The sequence below is a fragment of the Balneolales bacterium ANBcel1 genome, assembly GCA_029688905.1.
In the GTDB taxonomy this organism is placed as follows: domain Bacteria; phylum Bacteroidota; class Rhodothermia; order Balneolales; family Natronogracilivirgulaceae; genus SLLW01.
Genome location: JARULB010000002.1, coordinates 167148 through 192229 on the forward strand (window position 1 = coordinate 167148; position 25082 = coordinate 192229).

Genomic DNA, 25082 nt, shown 5'->3' on the forward strand with positions numbered 1-25082 from the left:
CGGATATGGTAACGGGATTACACCTTTCTGCGGAGCAGCACACCGAAGTGGCCGTCGCATTTGTGGATATGGGGCAGGGTTTGATAGGATTTGAAATCTTCGGCCAGTACCTCTTCCGGCAGGTAATCATCCAGTTCTTCAAGTTCAAAGTTGTCGTATGTTTCCAGGAACTTTACGATGCGCTCCATATTTTCCTCCGGCTCTATGGAGCAAGTGGTGTAGACAAGCCGACCGCCACGCTTGACCATATTTGCTGCTGCGTCAAGTAGTTCGTCTTGCTGCTTTGCGAAGCTTTCTATGTCTTCTTCGGAGCGGCGCCATCTCAGGTCGGCGCGTTTGGCCATCACACCCGTACCGGAACAGGGGGCGTCGAGCAGAACGGCATCCACCAGTTTGAACCGCTCCTCGATGATATCGGCACGTTGAATTTTCACGATTTCGGCTCCGTAATTGGTGACGTTGTCGGCGATGGAACCGATGCGTTCGGGGGAGATGTCAACGGCCAGGATGCTGCCCTGGTTCTCCATCATATCGCACATGACAATGGTTTTGGTGCCGGGAGCGGCGCACAGGTCATATACCGACTCGCCGGGCTGCGGATCCAGTATGGTGGGGGCGAATCCGGCGGCGACATCCTGGACCTGGCACAGGCCTTTCTGGTACCAGCCCTTGGACCGCACCTTTTGCAGGGAATCGACACGGTAATACCCGGGAAGCCAGTCACTCTCTTCAAATGTTACACCGGCCTTGGTGAGCCTGAGTTTGAAGTTTTTGTCGTTGGTCTTGAGACCGTTCACCCTCAGAAAATAGGAGGGGTGGAGGTTGTTGTACTGCATCAGCTGAAACGCTTCCCTCTCGCCGAACCGTTTTACCCATCTTTTGACCAGCCACTCGGGGTGGGAGAACGTAGTGCCGATAAGTTTGGTCCGGTCTTCGAAATCCGGCTTCGGAAGCTGGGCAATCTCCCGTTGCACTCTTCTGAGGATGGCATTAATCAGGTCGCCGCTCCTGGAGCCGGCCTGTTTCTTGGCCATTTCGACCGCTTCGTTGACGGCTGCATAATCGGGGGTGCCGTCCATAAACAGAAGATCGTAGATCCCGACCCTGAGGATGTTCTTAAACAGCGGGTTCATCTCGTCCACACCGACAGCGCTGAAACGGGAAATCAAAAAGTCGAGATAGCTCTTTTTTCGCAGTATTCCCTGGACATATTCGTTGGCTTGCTGGCGTTCCTGGCCGCTCAGTGCATTCAGGATGTCCGGATCGGTACGGTTGTTTTCTTCAAAATAATTTAGTGCTTTAACGCTGATGTAACGCGCGGTAAGGGTCTGTTCCAAGATAATTTTTCCACTTTTCTGGTTATGGTTCAAATCATTAAAAAGTACGGATTTTTTTTATAAGAGGTAACCCGGATGTGCACCGGTCGCATCCCCGTGAATACCGGTTCGGAGGATGTGCGGACATGGGGCGCAGGGAAACAGGAGCGGTATATTGATGTTTTTCTTTTACGAGGGTATTTGGTAATTTCGAAATCTTCTCAGGCGGCTCGAATTACCCCTGGAATTACGAACATTCAAAATCTGTGTAAGAATGAACAAAGGGAGCATCGCACAAATTATTGGTCCGGTTATTGATGTCGACTTTCCGGACGGAAACCTGCCGGCCATTCTCAATGCCCTGAAAGTGGAGAGAGAGGGGATGGATGATCTGATCCTTGAAGTCGCCCAGCATCTTGGAGAAAACAGGGTCCGGACCATTGCCATGGATTCGACCGACGGCCTGATCCGGGAGACTCCGGTCATTGACCTGGGAGGCCCCATTTCCATGCCGATCGGTGACGATGTTCGCGGCCGCCTGTTCAATATCATCGGGGATGCCATCGACGGGATCAAACAACCCGAAGGCAAGGAGCGGTATCCCATCCACCGTCCGGCTCCATCGTTCGAAGACCTGTCGACCTCCTCGGAAATGCTGGAGACCGGCATCAAGGTGATTGACCTTCTGTGCCCCTATGCGAAAGGCGGGAAAATCGGGCTTTTTGGTGGCGCCGGAGTCGGCAAGACGGTATTGATTCAGGAGCTCATCAACAACATCGCCAAGCAGCACGGCGGACTCTCGGTTTTTGCCGGGGTCGGGGAGCGTACCCGTGAAGGAAATGACCTGCTTCGTGAATTTATTGAGTCGGGAGTAATCAATTACGGCGAGGAGTTCAAGAAAGAGTTTGAAGAGACCGGCAACTGGAATCTCGAAAAGGTGGATCATGAGGCCCTGAAGGAATCCCAGGCAACCCTGGTGTTCGGTCAGATGAACGAGCCGCCTGGAGCCCGCGCGCGAGTGGCGCTCTCCGGACTGACCATCGCCGAATACTTCCGCGATAAGGTGAGCAAGGATATCCTGCTGTTTGTGGATAATATTTTCCGATTCACCCAGGCCGGTTCCGAGGTATCCGCGCTTCTGGGCCGGATGCCTTCTGCGGTTGGCTATCAGCCGACGCTCGCCTCGGAGATGGGTGACCTTCAGGAGCGGATAACCTCCACCAAAGAAGGGTCGATTACCTCCGTCCAGGCCATTTATGTCCCGGCGGATGACCTTACCGACCCGGCTCCCGCCACAACCTTCTCTCACCTGGATGCCACCACGGTATTATCCCGCCAGATTGCCTCCCTCGGCATCTATCCGGCCGTCGATCCCCTGGATTCCACCTCTCGTATTCTGGATCCCCGGATTATCGGTCAGGAGCATTACGATGCCGCGCAGAACGTGACCGAGTTGCTGCAGCGCTACAAGGAGCTCCAGGATATTATCGCCATTCTGGGTATGGATGAGCTCTCCGATGAGGACAAGCTTACCGTGGCCCGCGCCCGTCGCGTGCAGCGGTTCCTGAGCCAGCCGTTCTTTGTAGCATCACAGTTCACCGGACTGGAAGGGAAGTTTGTCAAGGTGGAAGAGAGTATCAAAGGCTTTAACATGATCGTGAACGGGGAGCTGGATCACCTTCCCGAAAGCGCCTTCTTCCTGGTCGGCAGTATTGAGGAAGCCATTGAACGGGGAGAGAAGATGCTCAAGGAAGACAAAGAGGCCGTATCCTGAAATTTGTGATGGAATGAGAGCAAATATTTTAACACCACTGGGACCCGTATTCAGCGGGGAAGTTGCCGGAATCCGGATGCCCGGCGCCGATGGGTCCTTCGAAGTGCTCAACAATCACGCTCCCCTGGTAGCTTTGCTGGATACCGGCAAAATGGTGATCCGTTTCGAGGAGGAGGAAGAACTGCTGTACGCGGTTAGCGGCGGATTCACAGAGGTGAAAGACAATCAGGTTACCGTATTGGTCGAAGAGGCCATTCCGGTATCGGACATTGATCTCAGTGCGGAGAAGGTGATTCAGGAGAATCTCCTCTCGAAAATGAGAGAGCTGAAAGTTGATTCCGCCGAGCACGCCCGCGCCGAGAAAGACCTGAAAAAGGCGGTGAACAAGATTACTCTGGCCGCCGAGTAATTCATCCGAATCCTGATGATACCGAAGAAAACGGTCTGCGTTCGCTGATTGCTTTTCGACTGCCCTTCCTCTAACAGCCCGGTTTGTCTCGTTTTAGATGGCTTCGGCTTGCATAAAAAGCGAAGTTCGTTTGCTTCCACTATGGATAGAGAGACTTGCTTCCCGAAGTATCGAGAGAGAGCACGGTAGCACCCGCTACCGTACCGTGCTACCAGCTGATACGGCTCGGGCGGCTCTCCTGCTCCGTTCTGTCCTCCGGTGGCGTTTCCATAACAAAGCCCTGGGGTTGCTCGAAAGCGGACGTTGACCACGGGACATTGGGGTCATTGGCACAGCTCTGGATGAACTGACCGACGATCGGCAGCGCTGTTCTGGCTCCCTGCCCGACCTGTGTGTTTTGCGGAAATCGAATTCTGCGGTCTTCGCCGCCCACCCAGGCACCCGCGACAATATGCGGCATCATGGCCACAAACCAGTTGTCGGCACTGTTTTGTGTAGTGCCGGTCTTTCCGGCAATATCCTGACTGATATTGAACATCCAGTTCATTCTGTTTCCGGTACCGAACCAGCCTTGCCCTCCGCGGATCACTCCCCGCATCATGTCGACCATGATGTAGGCGGTCTCCGGACTGATAACCTCGCTTTGCCGCTCTGAGCGAAATTCCTGGAGTACGTTACCCTCGCTGTCTTCAATTCGCGTTACCGCAAAGGGCTCAATGTGAACACCCATATTGGCGAACGTGGAATAGGCGCTTGTAAGCTCCAGAAGACTGGACTCGGCGGTTCCGAGCGCTATGGAAGGGCGGGTGATAAGCGGCGTTCGGTTGATACCCATATTTCTGGCAAATTCGGCGATTCGTTCACCTGCCGGCTGCAGGTCCTCCAGGCGGTTGGTGCCGGGGGTCCCCGCCAGTTCCGGGAGCAGTCGCACCGTAACGTTGTTCAAGCTGCGGCCGAGTCCCTCCCGAAGCGTCATCATCTCCGGGCCGCTGGGGATCACCGGGTCGCGGGGTGACCACCGGTCCCCGCTGGCGTCAAAAAAGTTGACCGGGTATTTGGAAAAGCGGTGGTACGGGCGGTAGCCGTGGTCGATAGCCACGGCATAGACAAACGGCTTGAACGTGGATCCGGTTTGCCGGCGCAACTGGTACACATTGTCGCGCTGGATAGTGCTGTAATCCGATCCTCCCACCCATGCGAGAATGTTTCCGTTGGATGGGTCGATGGCCACAAATCCGGCCTCAAGACGGGCCCGGGCTCTTTTGACGGAGTCGACGAACGCCTCGTTGGATTTCAGTTCCTCGATCACTTCCTGCCGGCTGCCGCGATTTTCGCTGAGATACCGGCGGAACCGGTCCGTTTCGGCAATAAAGCTCTCCAGGAATCCGGGATATTCCTCCCAGAGTTTGTCCATGTAGACGTCGCTGCCCTCTGACGTCCATTCTCTTTCGAATTGTTGCTGATGTGACTCCAGCTGGTCCCTGAGGGCCTGTTCGGCATATCGCTGCATGCGCGAATCGATGGTTGTATGGATGACCAGGCCGTCGCGGTACAGGTCATATCCGTTTTCAGTCGCCCAGCTCTGAACCTGTTGTCTGACGTACTGGCCGAAATGTCTGCTTTCGCGACCGGTCCGGAAGGGAGGGTTGTAATCCAGGACAATCGGTTCGGAACGAAGCTGCTGCAGCTCCGCTTCGGTGATGAAACCGTGCCGGGACAACTGGGAAAGTACCACATTTCTCCTGCGCTGAGAGCGCTCCGGCCGTGTCCGGGGATTCAGCGCGGAGACCGCCTGGAGGGTACCGATCAGAGTGGCCGCTTCGGAAACCGACAGATCGGAGGCCGGTTTGTTGAAATGGGTAAGGGCGGCAGACTCGATTCCGAAGGTGCTGTTACTGAACTCAACCGTGTTCAAATACATCTCGATGATTTCCTGCTTGGTATAGTTCTGCTCTATCTGGATGGCGGTAATCATCTCGCGGAGCTTGCGGGTAACATTTACTTCGCGCCCGATCGATCGGTACAGGTTTCGGGCCAGCTGCTGCGATATGGTTGATCCGCCCTGGGGGTTTCCCCGAATCAGATGGTAGGGAATTGCCAGAGTCCGGTAGAGATCGATCCCCCAGTGGGAGTAAAAACGATGATCCTCGGTGGCAATCAACGCGTTGATCACATTCGGCGATATCTCGTCATAGCGTATGTAGGTACGGTTTTCGGTAAAGAACTTGTCCAGTGCGGCACCATCGCGGCTCATGACAAAACTGGCCTCGTCGGTCTGGGGATTTTCAAGTTCTTCAACAGACGGGAGCCCCTGTGCGAGATAGGAGAAAAAGAGCAGTCCCGCAATAAAACCGCCGATGATCACCAGTCCGAATGCGAAAAAGATGTGGCGCCAGCCGATCATTGATCCGTTTTTTGCGGTTTTACGCGATTTCTTCCCTGCTTTGCCGGCTTTGGAAGAGTTGCCTTTGGCTCGCAACTCCTCTTCCGCCTGCTCTTTTCTTTTTCGGGACATTTCACGTCGGTACCCAGGGTCATTCAGGTACCGGTCCATGTCGATATCATCAAATTGTTTCGCCATTCCTTTCAGGCAATTTCTGCGTAAATGTTTGCAACTTCCTGCGTTTCCGCATCCAAGTAACGAGTTCGAATTTCCCGTTGGTATACAGGGCGGCTGTTTTAAACCGGGCGAATGAGCCGCAGTTCAGAGCGTTCTTCCCGGATAATGCCGCATGTACCGGTTTGTGGTGATGTCCGTAAACCACGGCGTCCAGCTCCGGATCTTCCGTTATCCTGGAATGAGCCCATGTGTCAAGATTCGAAACCGTAGCGCTGTTGAAATGGGTTCGGTTGCGCTGTTTGGAGGTTTTGGAGAATTTTTTCATCAGATGCCATCCCAGTGGCGGTGGAAAAACGCGTTGATACATCCATATAAAATACGAATTTCTAAGCAATCGATGCAGTGCGGGACGCGGAAGATTCATAGCGGGATCCGCGAGCCCGTCGCCATGCAGCACCAGTATGCGCTTATTGCCGGCCCGGAGAATTCTGTACTCATGCTCCACATCAAAGCCAAGCGAATCCAGATAGCCAAACGACCAGTTATCATGGTTGCCGGTCACAAACAGCGTTTGATTCCCGCTTCGACGATGATAATTTCGGAACCAGGTTAGGAGGTTTTCGGCCAGGGGCGGGGGCCGGCTGTCAAATTCCATCCAGTAGTCGAACAGGTCTCCCAGTATCACAGGCCGGATTTCCTGCTCTTCACAATACTCCATCAGCTCAACAAGCTCCCGTTCCAGCTGCCGGTTTCTGTCATCGGAAAAAGCCCCGAGGTGCGCATCAGAAAAAAACAGGAGGGAGGAACCGGGCGGATAGACGGTGCTATTTTTTTCGGTAGATGACAAATCGGATAAATTCGGAAAACAGGGTGCGGGTTTCGCTGTCGGGAAACTCCCCGAGCGCGGCCAGTGCCTTGCCGGCATGATATTCCATTTTCTTTCGCGTGTAGTCGAGGCCGCCGTTCTCTTCCACAAACGTTCGTATTCGTTCAACGTCGCCGGAAGTCTTGCCTTTCTTCCGGTACAGCCACCGCATGCGTCTGCGGGCAGTCAGGCCAGCGGAATCAAGCGCCGCGATAAACGGCAGGGTGATTTTTCGTTCGATGATGTCGTTTCCGGAGGTTTTGCCTGTTTGTATGTCTTCGTAGTCCAGGAGGTCGTCACGAATCTGGAAAGCGATACCGATATGATGCCCGATCTCCTTCATTCTCGAACGAACTTCCGGCGGCGCGTCTGCGCTGATGGCTCCGCATTCGCAACACGCTACCAGCAGGCTGCCGGTCTTTTCGGAGATAATCCGGTAATACTTCTCTTCGGTCATGTTCTGGAGCTTTGATGCTTTCATTTGCCTCAGCTCGCCTTCGCTCATTTTTTTGACGGCGGTGGACAGCGCCCCCAGAAGCTCATACTCCCCCGACTCCACCGCAACCAAAAGCCCCTTGGCAAGAAGAAAATCCCCCAAAAGCACACTTGCCTTGTTTTTCCAAATCTTGTTGATGCTCAAAAAACCCCTGCGCCGGTCGGCCTCGTCCACCACGTCGTCGTGAATGAGTGTTGCCGTATGGAGCAGTTCAATCATGGTTGCCGCGATATTGGACCGAACGGTGATCCCCCCGCAAAGCCGGGCGGAAAGCAGCACCAGAATCGGCCGCATCTCTTTTCCTTTCATCCGCATCAGGTAACCAATAATGCGGTTAAGCAGGAACACGTCGGTCTGAAGCTGCTTTTTGAAGTGCGCCTTGAACTCTTTCAGCTCCTTTTCCAGCGGCTTCTGGATCTCTTTCAGTGATGTGATGGAAGGCGGGATGTTCTCGATTTTATTCTCCGTTTCGGATGTTGTCATGCAAATGTAACACTCATTTTTGGATTATTTTGGTATCTTTGTAGTCGCACTAAACAGGGAGGCGGCCGTTGGCTGTTATTCCATGAATAAGTAACGCCCCGTAAATACCGGAATGTTGAACATAAAATCTGGATAAAAGACCATGAAAACAATCAAACGCATCGCAGTATTTACCAGTGGTGGTGATTCTCCGGGAATGAACGCAGCTGTGAGAGCGGTCGTACGCACGGCCTTAAGTAACGACATCTCTGTTTTGGGGGTGCGTTTCGGGTACCAGGGGATGATTAACGAGGATTTTGTTGAACTGGAAGACCATTCGGTTTCCAATATCATCCAGCGGGGCGGCACCATCCTCAAATCAGCCCGCTCAAAAGACTTTCGCGAGTATGAAGGGCGGAAAACAGCCGTTGAAAATTTGAAGAAGCACCATGTTGATGCCATCGTGGCCATCGGCGGTGACGGAACATTCCGCGGGGCCACAGAACTCTTCGATGAGTTTGGTGTTCCGGTGGTTGGTGTGCCCGGAACCATCGACAACGACCTTTCAGGGACCGATGAAACCATCGGATACGATACCGCTATGAATACCGCCATGGAAGCGATCGACAAAATCCGGGATACGGCCGACGCCCACGACCGCCTGTTCCTGGTCGAGGTAATGGGGCGCGAGGCCGGTTTTATTGCACTGGAGACCGGCATTGCAACCGGTGCCGAACTGATACTTCTGCCGGAAGGTGTCTCGCAGGTGAAGGATGTACGTGAAAGCCTGAACGAGGTATTCAAGGTCCAGCGCCGCAGCAGCCTCGTTATTGTCGCTGAGGGTGACGAGACCGGAGGTGCCGTAAAGCTGGCCGAGAGCCTGAAAGACGATTTTGCCAAGTATGAAATGCGGGTCAGTGTGCTCGGACACCTTCAGCGGGGCGGCTCACCGACCTCGCGCGACCGTGTTCTGGCCAGCAGACTCGGCAGTGCCGCCGTTCAGGCCCTGCTTGAGGGTCATACCTGCGTGATGGTCGGTGTGGTCAATAACGCAACCAAACTGACCCCGATGAAGAACACCTGGGCCAAAAAGAAAAGCTTAAATTATGAACTGCTGGAACTTGCCAAGGTTCTCAGCTAATCCATTGCATATATGTTTACCATTGATATTTCACGCGCTCGCTCATTTATAACCGACAAGGAGTGGGGCGAGGCGTCCGGAACGGTTGAGGCCTCTTCCGCTATGCTGGACAGCAGGGACGGCCCCGGATCGGAGTGGCTCGGGTGGCAGGACATCCTGAAAAATCCCAATGACGCGCTTCTGGAGAATATGGAGGCTATCGGTACCGACATCTACAAAAAAGCGGACGTTTTCATTGTGTGCGGTATCGGTGGTTCCTATCTGGGTGCAAAGGCCGTGATCGATGCGCTTACCCCTCCGTTTCGTGACGAGGGTCCTGAAATCGTCTACGCAGGGCATCACATTTCCGGCGCCTACCTGAAGAACCTGATCCGCCATCTGGAGAAACCCAAAATCGACGGAAGCCGCAAGGAGGTCTACCTGAATGTAATCTCCAAGTCGGGTACCACCATGGAAACCGCCATTGCCTTCCGGGAGCTTCGAAACTGGATGCACGGCCGTTACGGCGATGAGGCCGTTTCAAGGATATTTTGCACCACCAGCAGGGAAGGAGGCGCCCTGAACAAAATCATCAAGGCATACGGCTATCGGAAATTCATTTTGCCGGATGATGTCGGCGGCCGTTTTTCGGTTCTTACCCCTGTGGGGCTGCTTCCCATTGCAGCGGCCGGTATCGCGGTGAAAGACCTTTTCTATGGAGCCGTAGAGGCATATCGCACCCTGAACGGAGATCGAAAAAACCTCCTCGACTATGTAACGGCCCGCTATGCCCTGAACAACAAAGGGTATGCTCTGGAGCTGGTCGCAAGCTTTGAGCCGGCACTCTCCTCCATGGGAAGCTGGCTTCAGCAGCTTTACGGCGAGAGCGAGGGCAAAAACGGCAAGGGCCTGTTTCCCGCGGTTGCCCAATACTCGACCGATCTGCACAGCCTCGGACAAATGGTTCAGGAGGGTAAGCGGAACATCATGGAGACCTTCCTCACCGTCGCCAAAACCGAAAAATCCATGGTCGTGTCGAATGAGCCGAGAAACTACGACGGACTCAATTACCTGGCCGGTAAATCCATGGAGGAGATCAACGACAAAGCTTTCCAGGGAACCGTGCAGGCACATCTCGACGGAGGCGTACCGATCTTTGTTGGTGAACTGGAAAAACTGGACGCGTCGAGCCTTGGCCAGGTGATCTACTACTTTGAAATGGCGACCGCCGTTTTTGTCTACTCGCTTGGTGAAAATCCCTTCGATCAGCCGGGGGTAGAGGCCTACAAAAAAGCCATGTATCAACTGCTTGGAAAAGAGGATTAGAATCTATGGCTGACATTAAAAGCAAAAGCGGCTTCTCCTATTACGCTGTTGCCGGCAATATTGGCGCCGGAAAATCATCTTTGACAACCCTTTTGGCCAAACATTTCAAATGGAGGGCCTATTACGAATCGGTGGATGACAACCCCTATTTGTCGGATTTCTACGAAGACATGAGAAGGTGGAGTTTCAATCTGCAAGTCTATTTTCTCTCCAGCCGATTCAAAAGTCAGAAGGAAATCGTGAGTACCAGGGAAAGCTTCGTCCAGGACAGAACCATTTATGAGGATGTGGAGATTTTTGCAAAGAATCTCTATCAGATGGGGCTGATGAGCAAACGTGATTTTGAAAATTACAGCAACCTGTTTCACGAAATGGTGGAATTTCTGACACCGCCCGACCTGCTCATCTACCTCCGGGCCGATGTGCCCACGCTCGTCCGGCAGATCCAGCAGAGAGGCCGTGACTACGAAAGCACCATTCGAATTGAATATCTCGAACGGCTGAACACCCTGTATGAAGACTGGATCGAACGCTATCCGCATGAAAAACTGATTGTGGATACCGACCATATCGATTTTGTGAGCAACAACGAAGATCTCGGCAAGATAATCGAAATGGTGGAACAACGAAGGTACGGACTCTTTTCCTGACGTTGTAAATGCAGTCAATAATTGCTAACTTTACCAGCTTTGTTACAAGCAGGTGAATTTATATGATTTCGTTTCGACTGAATGAGATTCCCAAAGGGATATCGCAGGAGCATATGACAGTTTCCGCTGAGGAGCTGGATATCGACTTATCGGAGATCCGTACGATAAACCTTGCGCTGCGGTTTCACAAACGGGATGAACACCTTCGGATCGAATGTGAGATCACAGCGGAAGCGGAATTTGTATGTGACCGGTCTCTGGATACATTTTCCACGGAGCTGAAGAGTACGTACGAGGTTGTTTTCCAGACCGACGCGCAGGATGAACGGGAAGACCTGTCCGGAGCATTCCGACGGCTCGACCCCGCGCAGAACGTGGTTGATATCACCCGGGAGTTGCGGGATTCCCTGTTGCTGAGTGTTCCCGCCAAAAAGCTCCATCCCAGATATTACCGGGATGGTGAGGTTACAGATTTTAAAGTACGGTTTGGAGAAGAGGATAAAGAGCATGATCCCAGATGGGACAAACTGAAGAAATTGAAACAGAACATTCCAAAGAATTAACGAATAGATCCAATGGCACATCCCAAAAGAAAAACTTCCAAAGCACGACGTGACAAGCGTCGCACCCATCAAAAACTGGCCGATGTTACCCTCTCGGAATGCCCCAATTGCGGTGCAACCCATCAGCGGCACCGCGCCTGCACCGAGTGTGGTTACTATCGCGGACGCCAGGTCATCAAGGCCGAAACCGAAGTATAACCATCTTTTTCGTCTGGAGCTGTTCGGTTGACATCCGGCAGCCCAATCCGATTGTCACACCGTTTCGTACGGAGCACTTTCCATGTAACCAATTGAAAAGATGAAGATTGCAGTCGATGCCGCCGGAGGTGATCATTTTCCCGGAAATCCCGTTGAAGGAGCCCTTCTTGCTGTGAAGGAGAATTCGGAGCTTTCAGTTGTACTGGTTGGTCCACAGGACCAGATCGCGGAAGCTTTCAAAGGAGAACAGTACCCGGAAGACAGGGTCATGGTCCATGATGCTCCCGAAATTATCGGGATGGACGAGTCACCCGCCCAGGCAGTCAAGGGCAAACCCCGCTCTTCGATTGTTCAGGGCCTCGGTCTTCACCAGAAGGGCATGGTCGATGGATTTGTCAGCGCCGGCAACACCGGTGCGCTGATGGCTGCCTCCGCCTTTATTCTGGGCCGGCTCGAAGGGGTACTGCGTCCCACTATCGCTACCTATTTCCCCACACTGAAGGGAACCGGCCTGATGATTGATGCCGGTGCAAACCTGGATTCCAAAGCCGAGATGCTGTTTCAATTCGGATGCATGGGCAATATTTACGCCCGGGATGTGATGGGAATCGAGTTGCCGCGCATCGGGCTTCTCAATGTCGGAGAAGAGAAAGAGAAAGGGTCGGAAACCCTGAAAAAAGCGTATGGTATGCTGGAAGCACTCCCCAATTTTGTTGGTAATATCGAGGGGCGGGATGTGCTGTCCGGTCAGGCCGACGTATTTGTCTGTGACGGGATCACCGGAAACATCCTTCTGAAATTCGGTGAATCTGTACCGGAAGCTCTTAAGACGATGCTGATGGGAACCATTCGCAAGAAGCAGCTGAATTCCGAACAGACCGCCCTGGTGGTTTCCCTGCTTGAGGAGGCCTTCGCGCCCTTCGACTATCAGCGGGTGGGCGGAGTGCCGTTTCTGGGTGTAAACGGGATCAGTATGGTCGGTCATGGAGGCAGCTCGCCGGTTGCCATCAAGAATATGATTCTCAATGCCGTAGCCATGGCGGAAGCTGACATCAACAGAAAAATCATTGCATCGTTGGCCTGATCGACGGATGTTTTAATCAGAACTATCACTGACTGTAGATAATACCTGAATGAGTTCCAAAATAAGAGCGCGTATATCGGCAGTGGGGCACTATTTACCCGATTATGTGCTTACCAACAAGGAGCTGGAGTCCATGGTTGATACCAACGACGAATGGATTCGCACCCGAACCGGCATCAGCGAAAGGCGCATCCTCAAAGATCCTGACAAGGCATCCGCATTTATGGCGGCAGAAGCGGCCAGGGAGATCCTGAAGCAGCGCGAACTTGATCCCAAGGAGATTGATGCCATCATTGTGGCTACTATTACTCCGGATTACATGTTTCCGGCTACCGCGTGCCTTACCCAGACCATGATCGGAGCGACTAACGCCTTCGGATATGATCTGTCGGCTGCCTGTTCCGGCTTTTTGTTCGCCCTCAGCTCTGGTTCGGCCCTTATTGAATCCGGCCAATGCAAAAAAGTGCTGGTTATCGGTTCCGATAAAATGAGCTCCATCGTCGATTTCACCGATCGCACCACCTGTATCCTCTTTGGGGATGCCGCTGCCGGCGTACTGCTGGAACCTTCCGAAGACGAAACCGGCGTGATCGACCATATCATGTATTCATCGGCGGAAGGTGCCCAAGCGCTGATTCAGACCGGCGGTGGGAGCCGAAATCCCGCCACCAGGGAGACCGTTGATCAGAAAATGCACTACATCAGACAGGAAGGCCGTTCCGTTTTCAAGAAAGCGACAGAAGGTATGGCCGATGTGTCGGTTGAAATCATGAAAAAGAACAACCTCACTTCTGATGATATCCACTGGCTGGTGCCCCATCAGGCGAATCTGAGGATCATAGATGCCACGGCACGGCGGATGAACATCAGTAAGGAGAAGGTGATGATCAATATCGAAAAGTACGGCAATACCACGGCGGCTACGATTCCGCTCTGCCTGTACGACTGGAAAGACCGTTTAAACAAAGGCGACAATCTGGTGCTGGCCGCCTTTGGGGGTGGCTACACCTGGGGTGCCACCTATCTCAAATGGGCCATCTAAATACCTCACCCATGAAAAAAGCGTATCTTTTTCCCGGACAGGGATCACAGTACAAGGGGATGGGAAAGAACCATTACCGGTTTGACAGCACGTTTACAAAGCGATGTGATCAGGCCGACGAAGTTTTAGGCTACTCCATCACGGAAGTCATGTTCGACGGCAGTGACGCCGATCTGTCCCAGACCAGATACACACAGCCTGCTCTATTTCTCCATGCCTATGCACTGTACGAATCACTTGGTCATACGCCCGACATGTATGCCGGTCACAGTCTGGGGGAATATACGGCATTGGCGGCAGCCGGAGTGCTGACCTTCGAAGATGCTCTTCAGACTGTCCGGAAGCGGGGTGAGCTGATGCAGGCGGCCGGAGAAGAACAACCCGGGGCCATGGCGGCGGTCATCGGCCTGGACGATACCCTCGTTGAGCAGGTGTGCCGCGGAGTTTCCGAAGAACAGGAGGGTACGGTCGGTCCGGCCAATTACAATGCCAAAGGGCAGTTGGTGATATCCGGTCATGAAACTGCCGTAGAAAGTGCGGCAGCGAAACTGAAAGAGGCCGGCGCGAAACTGGTAAAAAAACTGCCCGTGAGCGGAGCCTTTCACTCACCGCTGATGGAACCGGCGAGTGATAAACTGAATGAAATTATCGACGGTCTTGTCTTTAAAACACCGCGGTCCTTTGTATATTCCAATGTCACCGGGGAGGGATCGGTTGATGTGGATGTACTTAAAGACAATGTCAAGCGGCAGCTGTTGTGTCCGGTTCAATGGACCAGGACACTGCAAACCATGTTCAACGACGAGGCCAGGCACTTTATCGAAGTAGGGCCGGGGGCAGTTCTGCAAGGCCTTGTAAAACGAACACTGAAAGAGGCCGGAATCTCCGGTTTTCAGTAAATCCAACAATCAACATACGAATAACTTATGAGCTCGGATAACAATCTGCTGCAAGGCAAAACAGCACTGGTAACCGGGGGCAGTCGGGGTATTGGCAGGGCTATTGCCCTGGATCTTGCCGACGCTGGCGCGGATGTGCTAATCACCTTTGCCAGATCTGAAGAAGCGGCACAGAAAGTGGTTGAGGAGATTCAGGCGAAAGGACGCAAAGCGAAAGCCGTTAAGGCCGATGCCGTTGACTTCAAACAGGCCGAAGAGGTGATGGCAATCGCCGCAAAAGAATTTTCGGGTCCCGATATACTGGTTAACAATGCCGGAATCACCCGGGACACCCTGATCATGCGCATGACCGAAGAGCAGTGGGACGAAGTCATCCGCACCAACCTCAAGAGTGTGTTCAACTACTCAAAAGCGGCCATCCGTCCCATGATGAAAAACCGGTCGGGATCCATCATCAACATCGGTTCGGTGGTAGGCATCGGGGGGAACGCGGGCCAAACCAACTACGCCGCTTCAAAAGCCGGGATTATCGGTTTTACAAAATCGCTGGCCAAGGAGGTGGCTTCACGCAATATCCGTGTCAATGTTGTTGCGCCGGGCTACATCACCACCGAGATGACGGGCCAGCTGGATGAAAAAGTGCTGGATTCCATTATTGCTGCCATTCCGCTCAAACGGGCGGGTGAGCCCTCCGAAGTGGCCGGTGCCGTGCGATTCCTGGCTTCCGATGCTTCCGCATACGTGACGGGCGCGGTTCTGCCTGTGGACGGAGGCATGGCCATGTAGGACACGACCGTTTTTGTTGATTATACTCGAATCTCTTTTTATTATAAAAGGCGTTTAAGCGAGCCCATTGGTTTTTCCAAAAATCGCGAAATCAAACAGATAACAATCAATACACAGGTAACACATTATGTCGCAAGATATCGATGCAAAAGTAAAGTCCATTATCGTTGATAAACTTGGTGTAGATGAATCCGAGGTGGGATCCGATGCCAACTTTACCAACGATCTGGGTGCCGATTCACTGGATACCGTCGAACTGATCATGGAATTTGAAAAAGAGTTTGACATCAGTATCCCTGACGAGGATGCAGAAAATATTGCTACGGTTGGTGATGCCGTAAACTATCTGAAAGGCAAAATTTCCTGAAAGGCACATCTCTTTGTTACTAATTGATGGGAAAACGTAGAGTCGTTATAACCGGTATAGGGGCCCTTACACCAATTGGTAAGGGTGCCCCCGAGTTCTGGAACGGGCTGGTTTCCGGAAAAAGTGGCGCCAAAACCATTGACAATTTTGACGTTACCAATTTTCCGACCCGGTTTGCTGCACAAATCGAAGATTATGATGCTGCGGACTACATGAAACCCAAGGAGGCTCGCCGGCTTGACAAATTCTGCCAGTATGCGCTTATCACTGCAGATGAGGCTATTGCAGATGCAAAGCTGGATCCGGAAGAGATGGACAGCGACAGAGTCGCAGTTCTTGTGGGAAGCGGTATCGGAGGAATGCAGGTCTTTTACGACCAGGCCGTGCAGTTTTATGAAAAAGGCCAGCGTGCCATTTCTCCGTTCTTCATACCCATGCTCATACCGGATATGGCGGCCGGACAGATTTCCATCAAATACGGTTTTCGCGGACCAAATTATTGTGCGGTTTCAGCTTGTGCCACCGGATCGCACAATATCGGGCTCGCTTACGACGCGATTGTCAATGACCAGGCAGACTATGCCGTTTGCGGAGGTTCGGAAGCCCCGGTATTCGGCATGGGCCTGGCCGGTTTCAACGCCGTAAGGGCCATGTCTACTCGGAATGATTCACCCGAGACGGCTTCACGGCCATTCGACAAGACCCGTGACGGTTTTGTACTGGGGGAAGGCGCCGGTATGATGGTCCTTGAGACACTGGAGTCGGCACTCAAGAGGGGAGCGCGTATCTATGGCGAAGTCGCCGGATATGGCTTTTCTGCCGATGCCTATCACATCACCGCACCCGACCCCGATGGCAAAGGGGTAATTCTTGCCATGACTTCCGCGCTTAAATCCGCCGGTATTCGTCCGGAGGATGTGGAACATATCAACATGCACGGTACTGCAACTCCGCTGGGAGATGTCGCCGAGACCAGGTCCATTAAAAAAGTATTTGGTGACCATTCCTATAACATGAGCCTTAATTCAACGAAATCGATGACCGGCCATATGCTGGGCGCGGCCGGAGCCGCCGAGTCGATTGCAACGTTGCTGGCGATCTACCACGGAATGATACCACCCACCATCAACTACGAACATCCCGATCCTGAGTGCGATCTCAATTATACCACGAATGAGACAGAGGTCAGGGATATTACGTACGGCCTCAATAACGCCTTTGGATTTGGGGGGCACAACACCTGCCTTGCCTTTAAAAAATATCAGGACTAGTGATACACCGAATCCGGGCTTATTTTGAGAGACAAAAGCTCGATCCTGATTACCGGAAGAAGCTGGACCGGCTGGAAGAGCTGACAGGCGTTCCAGCCCGGGAACCTGATCTTTACCTGAAGGCACTCCGACACCGCTCTATTGTCGCGGAAAAAAGAATGGCTTCGAATGAATCCTATGAACAGCTTGAGTTCATGGGTGATGCCGTTCTGGATCTGATTGTATCGGAAATTATTTTTGAAGAGTTTCCCTATTCCGATGAAGGCTTCATGACACAATTGCGGTCCAGGCTGGTAAAAGGAGAGATGCTCGCGGAGATCGCAAGAAATATAGAACTTGCGGATCTGATTGAACTAGGTGACCGTGTGCGAAATCAGGGCGTTGAACATACCGATAATGTACTTTCGGATGTTTTTGAAGCTGTAGTGGGTGCGGTGTTTATAGACCACGGATATCTCACGTGCCGGAAATTTGTGATGAATCTGTATCACAAATACATTATCCTTGACGAACTGGTTGCCACCAAAGACAATTATAAGAGTATATTACTGGAAAGGGTCCAGGCTCGCAGGCAGCCGGCACCGGTGTACAGGATTACCCGTGAAAGAGGTCCGGGGCATATGAAGGAGTTTGAAGTAGAAGTCGTTGTCGACGGCCGGACCCTGGGCAGGGGAATCGGTAAAAACAAGAAGAAAGCCGAGCAGGCCGCGGCAAGATCCGCGCTCGACGAACTTGATGCATAGCAGACATTGAATCACATGGTCATTCGTTCTATACTCAATACACCCGCTTGATTATATCTCAACTATTAAATCCGGAAAAGATACATGGCAAAATTTCAGATCGAGATCGATAAAGTCACGGATTCCCGTATATCCCAAACCGACTTTGACAATTTGATATTCGGGGAACTGTTCTCTGACCACCAGCTCGAAATGGTCTATGAAAACGGAGCGTGGCAACAGCCGAAAATCAAGCCATATGCACCGGTATCCATGTATCCGGCCGTCTCCACGTTTCACTATGGCCAGGCTGTGTTTGAAGGGATGAAGGCTTATCGCTATCAGGACACCGGGGCCAATATCTTCAGGATTCACAACCACTTCGAGCGGTTTAACCGATCCTGCAGAAGGGTTTGCATACCCGAGATTCCGCACGATTCTTTTGTGGAAGGCCTGAAGGCGCTGATCGATCTCGAGCGCGAATGGGTACCCAAAGCAAAATACAAATCGTTGTACATCCGGCCGATTGTTTACGCATCCGACCAGACGCTGGGTTTGCGTTCATCAAAAACATTCCGCTTTCACATTATCTGCAGCCCGGTCGGCAACTACTACGCCGAAGGGATCAAGCCCATCCGCCTGACCACCATGCCCGAATATGTACGCGCCGTAAAGGGCGGTGTCGGCGAAGCCAAAGTACCCGGAAATTATGCGGCAAGCCTGGAGCCGACCTTTAAAGCGCAGGAGATGGGCTACACGCAGGTGCTCTGGCTTGATGCTATTGAACACAGGTACGTTGAGGAAGTGGGAAGCATGAACATCTTTTTTGTCATCGGCGACACCCTGGTAACACCTGCTCTGAGCGGCAGCATCCTCCCCGGGGTCACCCGCGACTCGGTACTGGAACTGGCGCAATCCGAAGGAATGAAGATTGAGCAGCGCCCCGTATCCATTGACGAACTGATGGAACACAGTAAAAGCGGCAAACTCAGGGAAATCTTCGGCTCCGGAACCGCGGCCGTAATTTCACCCGTCGGCATGATCCATCACCAGGGCAATGAAATCACCGTATCCACCTCCGCAGAAGAGATGGGGCCGGTAGCAAAATGGTTTTATGATCAGATTACCGGTATTCAGCATGGAGAAATTGAGGATAAAAAATCCTGGTGTACTGTCGTCTGATGTCATCAGTAATTCGTTTGTCACATAAACCGCATCTTTATGAAGGCCTATCTTGATCTGGTGAGCAGGGTTCTCGAAAAGGGAGTCCGCAAGAAGAACCGTACCGGAGTGGACACCATCTCTTCGTTCGCGGAATTCTATAAAGTGGATCTGGCCGATGGATTTCCACTCCTCACAACAAAAAAAGTGCCTTTCCGGTCGGTCATCCTCGAACTGTTGTGGTATTTGAGAGGAGAAGACCATATTCGATGGCTTCGCGACGAGATGGATTGCCACATCTGGGATGCCTGGGCGGATGAGAAGGGACATGTCGGACCCATATACCCTGTAATGTGGCGCCGTTTCCCTACCTTTCAAGCCGGCCAGGTCAAAATGGAAGGAAACGCCGGGGTTGTTGAAAAACAGACCTATACCCTCAAGGAAGTCGACCAGATCGGCAATGCAATTGAAATGCTTCGCACGCAGCCGGAAAGCCGCAGAATTGTTGTGAGTGCCTGGCATCCGGGATTGCTCAAGGAGATGGCACTGCCGCCGTGCCATGTCATGTTCGTGTTTTCCGTTGCCGAAGGGCGCCTGAATTGCCACCTTACACAGCGCTCGGGAGATATCGCCCTGGGCATCCCATTCAATCTGGCGTGTTATTCGGCGCTCACAATGCTTATTGCAAAAATTGTGGGACTGCAGCCCGGTGAGTTTGCGCATACCATTGTGGATGCCCATATTTATGAAAACCATGTGGAAGGGTTGCGACTGCAGCTGGAACGTTCCCCAAAACCCTTGCCCGAACTGATCATCCACAACGACAGGCTTGATAATCTTGCCTTTAAGGATTTCGAACTGAAAAACTACGATCCTCATCCCCGAATCGCTTTTGAAGTGGCGGTTTGACCCTGGCTGGGTTAATCCCCTGCCGGAAGTACCAGTCATCGGCTGGTATGCTCGAAAGCAGTTCGCACAAGGAAGCTGTTACCCTTCACTGTCATCCATTCAAACACACACCCTTCGCGATGATTGTCAGCATGATAGCCGCGCACGACCCCAATCTTGTAATCGGCAAAGGCGGATCGCTCCCCTGGCATATTCCGGAAGACCTGGCCCACTTCAGGCAACGGACAACAGGACATACCATAGTAATGGGGCGTGGCGTTTTTGAGGAAATTGGAGAAAAGCCGCTTCCAAAACGCAGAAATCTGGTGCTGAGCCGCTCACGATCCTATGAGAATGTCGAAACCTGCAGGAGCGTTGCAGATGTGCTCGCAAAAACAGAGAATGAGCAAAAAATTTATATTATCGGAGGATCAGAAATCTACAATCTATTTTTCCCGCTCTGCAACCGTCTTGAAATCACCCTGATTCACGACACCTGGCCGGGTGACGTTTTTTTCCCTGAATATCGCAATCAACTGGGAAGTATCTGGAAAGAGGTTTTTCGGGAGGAGCGGGATGAACTGACATTTGTCGATTATGACCGGGTTTCGGAATAATGCGCTGGTGAATTACCGATACTGCACATGGTAATAGATTCTGCACGGTCGGTCACTTGCCTCTTTTAGACCCGAATCCGCTCAAATAGGGCGGGGAATACCTTTTCATTACTAACCCCTTGCAGGCATGAGAGCACGTTATCCCCAGGACAACAGATCATTCACGCAAAGAACCCGTCAGGTCTTGCGAATGTATTTCGGCACGGCAGTCGTCGTCTGTTTACTCACGCTGCTATCAGGAGTCGGTGTCACTATCGAAGCCCTTGCGGACGTGCCGGTCACACAGCCGCTAAGCCGGTACGAAAACACCATTCTCAATTCCGGCGGAGTGCTTCTGGAGGAACAATCGCGCTATGATGTCCAATCCTATGACATTGACCTGTATGTGGATCCTTCGGAGAAAAGCATCTACGGAAGTGTGATAACCCGAATTTCTGTTTTGGAACCGACAGACAAGTTTGTTGCGCATCTGGATACGGTGTTTGCAACCCATCGTGTGATGTGGGTGAGGATGCAGACTCAGCCCGTGCCTTTGGAGTTCCGACATGAACAGGGCCTGGTGATTGCGCAATTACCCGAAGAACTGCAGCCGGGCGATGTCGCTGATATCGAAATCACCTATTCCGGCAGCCCGAGACAGGCACCAAATCCTCCGTGGGAAGGAGGGTTTACCTGGGCCGAGACCGAAGAGGGAATCACATGGGTCGGTGTCTCATGTCAGATGAACGGAGCCGACATCTGGTGGCCTGTGAAGGACCATCCATCAGACAGGCCCGAATCGGTATCCATGAAGGTTACGGTTCCGGATGGTCTGACTGCTCTTTCAAACGGAGTGCTGCAATCTGTGGAGCATTATACCCCGACTACGAGTACTTTTCACTGGCATACAGACCTTCCGATCAACAGCTATGCCGTTACCTTGAACATCGGGCCCTATGACCTGGTTTCCAGAGATTTTGAAAGTATCACGGGCGAGGTGTTCCCGATCTATTTCTGGACTTTGCCGGCCAACATTGGCAAGGCCCGGGAGTTGATGGATCAGGTGGTCCATCAGATGGAGTTTTTTGAGCGGCTTCTTGGTCCGTATCCCTTCCGAAGCGAAAAGTATGGTATAGCGGAAGCGCCTTTTCTGGGCATGGAACATCAGACACTGATCGCTTACGGAGCCGGGTACCGGGATGATGTTGTGTTCGAAACGGATTCCGGCTTCGACGACCTCCACCATCACGAATTGGCGCACGAATGGTGGGGTAACATGATTGCCGTTTACGACTGGAAAGATTTCTGGATCCATGAGGGTTTTGCTACCTACATGCAGCCCTTGTACGCGGAAGAGCTGCATGGGAAGGATCAATATCGCTATTTCATGCAGCGATTGTATGAACGTATTTCCAACAACATGCCTATTGCGCCTGTGGAAACCAGAACAACCAGGGAGATGTTCGAGGGTCGTGATATCTACATGAAAGGAGCATGGGTGCTCCATTCCCTTCGAAAATTGATCGGGGATGAGCCTTTTTTTACATCACTGCGTCAAATGCTGTATCCAGATCCGGAACTGGAAAAAGCGGGAGTCCGGCCGCCTTCAAGGCTGGTCGATACGGACGAATTCATAGCCATCGCCGAGCAGAACAGCGGAAGGGAACTGGACTGGTTTTTTGAAACTTATCTGCGTCATGCAGATTTGCCCGAGCTGGAAAAGAGACAGGACGGTGATGTGCTGTACCTTTCCTGGAACGTACCCGGCGACATCTATTTTCCCATGCCGGTTGAGGTGTTTGACGGTAAAGAGCTAAGAGTGATAATCCCCGAAAAGGACAAGGAGGTCAAAATTTTTGACCGTTCACAGCTCAGGATTGATCCTGACGGCAAGGTTTTGAGGAGCGACATGTTTGACCGGTAATCGACATACGTTCGTGGAAAAACCGCTGTTTATGACGCTAAGCGGCTCGTCAAAGTTAAATCGGTCAAAGCGTCATTCTCCGGTGTTTGCTCGAACGTAACACACGGTACGTGCAGAAAGCCTAATCTTGCGGCAGGTCGTCTGCAGGCAGAATGTGGAACGAATACGGATCCGACCAGTTTCCCGAGACCCCGTAAAAATCAACGGTCATAATCCTCAGTTTGTAAGAACCGGGGGGCAGATCCTCGGAGCTGAATGTGTTATCCTTGCGGATGCGAAATCTGTGACTCACCTGCTCTTCCTGGGGTGAATAGATGTGAACGAGGTAATGATCACTCATGGGGACCGGCTTCCAGCTTAGATGAATTCCGGTCCGACTGTCGTTGGCGAGACGGTTTTTGATGTTGACCGTGTCCAGAATCTGGGGTTTGTCCGGTTGCGGCACATCCATGAATCGGGTGGATTCGGAACGACCGACAATAGCTGTTCCCTCATGGACTAAATGACGTTCTGAGGGCGTGTCAAAAACGATGTCACCTTTCTGACCGGTCAGGGCTATGCCCGCCTCCCCCCGGCACATCAATCCATACTCGAAAGCCTCTCCGGTTGAATCATGAAATACCTTGGTATCAAAGCAGATAACACCTCCGGAAAGAAGGCTGGTTCCTGAGGCGTTGAGTACATGGATTTCCGCATCCAGTAAAGTCAACTGCGTGCCGTCTTCAGCAAAACGCACTCTGGAGAGCGGGTGGATGATAATGTGCTCCTGTTTTCCAAAGCGTAAAACGACAAACTGACCGCTAACGGTCTCCAGCTCATCACCGGGTTGCAACAGATGATCCATCCACAGGTCCAGTGGTTCACTGTTAATCAAAACTGTGGTCGGCCCGTCACAGTACTCGATATACGGGAACAGGTAGGCACCGGTTGTATCGACAGGGGGCAACGGGTCGGCAGCATGTGCCGAATTGAGTGCGGATACCAGAAGGAAGCCCGGCAAAAGCATCCATGTGATTACCCTGAGCCGATTGAGGATGTATGTAGTCAAATCGAGACCTCTTTAAGATGTACTGCAAAATGCTTGATCACAGGCCTGGTCAGTGCTGTGATATGGCGGCTGTCGGAGGCTTTGGAGAACTCCACCGCGATATTATCCTGAAGAATCCAGATACCATCACTGTTAAAGGTATATGCTTCGCTCTGGCTATAATCGTAAAAAAGGTAGTCATTGACAAACGATTCCGCGTCAGGAATTCCCATTTTCGTCAGCGCATCAGCAGTTTTTTCTTCCCACTGCCGAATCTGATGCTCTCCCGGTTTCCTGTCGAGGAAGGTAGTCCGGAAATAGCGGCGGTTCAGAAATCTCCGGCAAAGGTCGGACAGCACCGGGCAGTCCGAATGCTGCCAGTATTTCAAATTAATGAGGATGTCGTTGTCGTCCAGATTCACAAACGCGTCGAGCATTTTCCGGCTCACCTTCCCGGTGCCCTGTGGTTTTAGCCCGAAGAAATACTTCAGCGATGGTGAGTAAATCGGGAAACCGGAGTTCTTCGCATAAAGCCGTCGTGCGCGCGTGAGGATGGCCATCAGCAGCTTGTCGCCGGCCAGAACCGTTTTATGCAGATACACCTGCATGTACATGAGTCTTCTGGCGACAATATAGTTTTCCACCGCGTAAATGCCTTTTTTATCAATAACAATATTGCCCTGATGCACACGCATTGTCCTGATGATGCGGTCGATCCCGATCGATCCTTCGTGAACACCGGCAAACATACTGTCGCGCCGGAGGTAATCAAGCCGGTCGATATCGAGTTGGGAAGAGATCAGCTGATGCAGAAATTTTTTGGGATACTGATTGGTAAAGATGCTGATGGCGGTGTCGAGACGACAGTCATACTCACGGTTAAGCTCCTCCATCATCAGCAGTGTCAGTTTCTCGTGATGCACCTTTTTTATGATGCTGTTCTCGAGGGTATGCGAAAACGGGCCGTGGCCAATATCGTGGAGCAGGATGGCAGCCAGCGTACTTTCAAACTCATGATGCGTAATGGTGGTATCCCTTTCACTCAGGTGATGGAGCACCCGCTGCATCAATCCGAGCGCCCCCAGGGCATGCGAAAAACGGGAATGCTCGGCACCCGGAAAAACAGTATTGGCCAAACCCAGCTGCCGGATTCTTCGAAGACGCTGGACATAGGGGTGATCCAGCAGTTGAAGCACCATGCCCTTGGGCACACTGATAAAACCGTGAACAGGATCGGTAAATATTTTGTATTGGGTGGATTTGTCCATGTATACAGGATGATGTTGCAATAGCAGATTCTCTTGCGACAGACAGTTGCTGTCTTAATGGCCCTGCATGTAGAAAATAAATAAATAAATATGAATTCTTTCTTTTTGTGTTATTTCATATGTTTGAAATTTTTGATTTATAATGTCAGATAGAATGACATGACCGGTTTTAATCATGCGCCTGTGGGTCCTGATCCCGGCCCGGTCATGATCATAGCACTTCGTGACCTTCGGTTCATCAGTTTCCGTTAAAAAAAACGGAGCGGCTGTTTGGCGTCCTGCAATTCGTTACCATCGACAATAGTACT

At 52.1% G+C, this 25082-nt stretch carries 24 protein-coding genes; 18 read left to right on the plus strand and 6 right to left on the minus strand.

Annotated features, from left to right (window positions below):
* Positions 1 to 17: 17 nt before the first annotated feature.
* Positions 18 to 1337 carry a 16S rRNA (cytosine(967)-C(5))-methyltransferase RsmB gene (rsmB, locus tag QA596_02895; GenBank protein ID MDG5766400.1) on the minus strand — a complete coding sequence of 440 codons (1320 nt, stop codon included), beginning with the start codon at positions 1335 to 1337 and terminating at the stop codon, positions 18 to 20.
* Between the two features lie 253 nt (positions 1338 to 1590).
* Between rsmB and atpD the strand changes: the two genes are divergently transcribed.
* Complete coding sequence (gene atpD / locus QA596_02900; protein ID MDG5766401.1) at positions 1591 to 3090, plus strand: F0F1 ATP synthase subunit beta; 1500 nt, start codon at positions 1591 to 1593, stop codon at positions 3088 to 3090.
* Between the two features lie 13 nt (positions 3091 to 3103).
* Positions 3104 to 3499, plus strand: coding sequence for an ATP synthase F1 subunit epsilon (gene atpC / locus QA596_02905; GenBank protein MDG5766402.1), 396 nt, complete (start codon positions 3104 to 3106; stop codon positions 3497 to 3499).
* A gap of 208 nt (positions 3500 to 3707) precedes the next feature.
* Here the strand turns inward: atpC and QA596_02910 are convergent, their stop codons facing one another.
* The 3 genes from QA596_02910 to QA596_02920 are packed head-to-tail and all read right to left on the minus strand — an operon-like array spanning position 3708 to position 7903.
* Positions 3708 to 6080, minus strand: a complete 2373-nt coding sequence (locus QA596_02910; GenBank protein MDG5766403.1) for a transglycosylase domain-containing protein — start codon at positions 6078 to 6080, stop codon at positions 3708 to 3710.
* Positions 6064 to 6906 carry a UDP-2,3-diacylglucosamine diphosphatase gene (locus tag QA596_02915; protein ID MDG5766404.1) on the minus strand — a complete coding sequence of 281 codons (843 nt, stop codon included), beginning with the start codon at positions 6904 to 6906 and terminating at the stop codon, positions 6064 to 6066. The genes QA596_02910 and QA596_02915 overlap by 17 nt, the downstream gene beginning before the upstream one ends.
* Positions 6884 to 7903, minus strand: coding sequence for a polyprenyl synthetase family protein (locus QA596_02920; protein MDG5766405.1), 1020 nt, complete (start codon positions 7901 to 7903; stop codon positions 6884 to 6886). Before QA596_02920 ends, QA596_02915 begins: the two co-directional genes overlap by 23 nt.
* A gap of 142 nt (positions 7904 to 8045) precedes the next feature.
* Between QA596_02920 and pfkA the strand changes: the two genes are divergently transcribed.
* From pfkA to QA596_03000, 16 genes are all read left to right on the plus strand, one after another.
* Positions 8046 to 9023 carry a 6-phosphofructokinase gene (pfkA, locus tag QA596_02925; GenBank protein ID MDG5766406.1) on the plus strand — a complete coding sequence of 326 codons (978 nt, stop codon included), beginning with the start codon at positions 8046 to 8048 and terminating at the stop codon, positions 9021 to 9023.
* Positions 9024 to 9035: 12 nt separating this feature from the next.
* Entirely contained in the window at positions 9036 to 10328 is a 1293-nt protein-coding gene (locus QA596_02930; protein MDG5766407.1) for a glucose-6-phosphate isomerase, read from the plus strand.
* Between the two features lie 5 nt (positions 10329 to 10333).
* Entirely contained in the window at positions 10334 to 10978 is a 645-nt protein-coding gene (locus tag QA596_02935; protein MDG5766408.1) for a deoxynucleoside kinase, read from the plus strand.
* Between the two features lie 62 nt (positions 10979 to 11040).
* On the plus strand, positions 11041 to 11541 hold the full coding sequence (locus QA596_02940) for a DUF177 domain-containing protein (protein MDG5766409.1): 501 nt from the start codon (positions 11041 to 11043) through the stop codon (positions 11539 to 11541).
* 12 nt (positions 11542 to 11553) lie between these two features.
* Positions 11554 to 11739 (plus strand): 50S ribosomal protein L32, encoded by a 186-nt coding sequence (rpmF, locus tag QA596_02945; protein MDG5766410.1) that lies wholly within the window; start codon positions 11554 to 11556, stop codon positions 11737 to 11739.
* 100 nt (positions 11740 to 11839) lie between these two features.
* Positions 11840 to 12823, plus strand: coding sequence for a phosphate acyltransferase PlsX (gene plsX / locus QA596_02950; protein ID MDG5766411.1), 984 nt, complete (start codon positions 11840 to 11842; stop codon positions 12821 to 12823).
* Positions 12824 to 12872: 49 nt separating this feature from the next.
* Positions 12873 to 13865, plus strand: a complete 993-nt coding sequence (locus QA596_02955) for a ketoacyl-ACP synthase III (GenBank protein ID MDG5766412.1) — start codon at positions 12873 to 12875, stop codon at positions 13863 to 13865.
* Positions 13866 to 13876: 11 nt separating this feature from the next.
* A complete protein-coding gene (fabD, locus tag QA596_02960; protein MDG5766413.1) occupies positions 13877 to 14764 on the plus strand; it encodes an ACP S-malonyltransferase in 888 nt (295 codons plus the stop codon).
* Positions 14765 to 14791: 27 nt separating this feature from the next.
* Complete coding sequence (gene fabG, locus QA596_02965; GenBank protein ID MDG5766414.1) at positions 14792 to 15550, plus strand: 3-oxoacyl-[acyl-carrier-protein] reductase; 759 nt, start codon at positions 14792 to 14794, stop codon at positions 15548 to 15550.
* A gap of 127 nt (positions 15551 to 15677) precedes the next feature.
* Positions 15678 to 15917: an acyl carrier protein gene (locus QA596_02970; protein MDG5766415.1), complete on the plus strand. Its 240-nt coding sequence runs from the start codon at positions 15678 to 15680 to the stop codon at positions 15915 to 15917.
* Positions 15918 to 15943: 26 nt separating this feature from the next.
* A complete protein-coding gene (fabF, locus tag QA596_02975; protein MDG5766416.1) occupies positions 15944 to 17188 on the plus strand; it encodes a beta-ketoacyl-ACP synthase II in 1245 nt (414 codons plus the stop codon).
* Positions 17188 to 17931: a ribonuclease III gene (gene rnc, locus QA596_02980; protein MDG5766417.1), complete on the plus strand. Its 744-nt coding sequence runs from the start codon at positions 17188 to 17190 to the stop codon at positions 17929 to 17931. The genes fabF and rnc overlap by 1 nt, the downstream gene beginning before the upstream one ends.
* A gap of 84 nt (positions 17932 to 18015) precedes the next feature.
* A complete protein-coding gene (locus tag QA596_02985; protein ID MDG5766418.1) occupies positions 18016 to 19092 on the plus strand; it encodes a branched-chain amino acid aminotransferase in 1077 nt (358 codons plus the stop codon).
* Positions 19093 to 19131: 39 nt separating this feature from the next.
* Positions 19132 to 19980 (plus strand): thymidylate synthase, encoded by an 849-nt coding sequence (locus tag QA596_02990; GenBank protein MDG5766419.1) that lies wholly within the window; start codon positions 19132 to 19134, stop codon positions 19978 to 19980.
* A gap of 47 nt (positions 19981 to 20027) precedes the next feature.
* The gene (locus QA596_02995; protein MDG5766420.1) at positions 20028 to 20576 is read left to right on the plus strand and encodes a dihydrofolate reductase; all 549 of its coding nucleotides are present in this window, start codon (positions 20028 to 20030) and stop codon (positions 20574 to 20576) included.
* A gap of 127 nt (positions 20577 to 20703) precedes the next feature.
* Entirely contained in the window at positions 20704 to 22479 is a 1776-nt protein-coding gene (locus tag QA596_03000; GenBank protein MDG5766421.1) for a M1 family metallopeptidase, read from the plus strand.
* 121 nt (positions 22480 to 22600) lie between these two features.
* Here QA596_03000 and QA596_03005 read toward each other — a convergent pair whose 3' ends face one another.
* Both QA596_03005 and QA596_03010 read right to left on the minus strand, forming a co-directional pair.
* Positions 22601 to 23527, minus strand: a complete 927-nt coding sequence (locus QA596_03005) for a hypothetical protein (GenBank protein MDG5766422.1) — start codon at positions 23525 to 23527, stop codon at positions 22601 to 22603.
* The gene (locus QA596_03010) at positions 23524 to 24774 is read right to left on the minus strand and encodes an HD domain-containing protein (protein ID MDG5766423.1); all 1251 of its coding nucleotides are present in this window, start codon (positions 24772 to 24774) and stop codon (positions 23524 to 23526) included. The genes QA596_03005 and QA596_03010 overlap by 4 nt, the downstream gene beginning before the upstream one ends.
* Between the last annotated feature and the right edge of the window lie 308 nt (positions 24775 to 25082).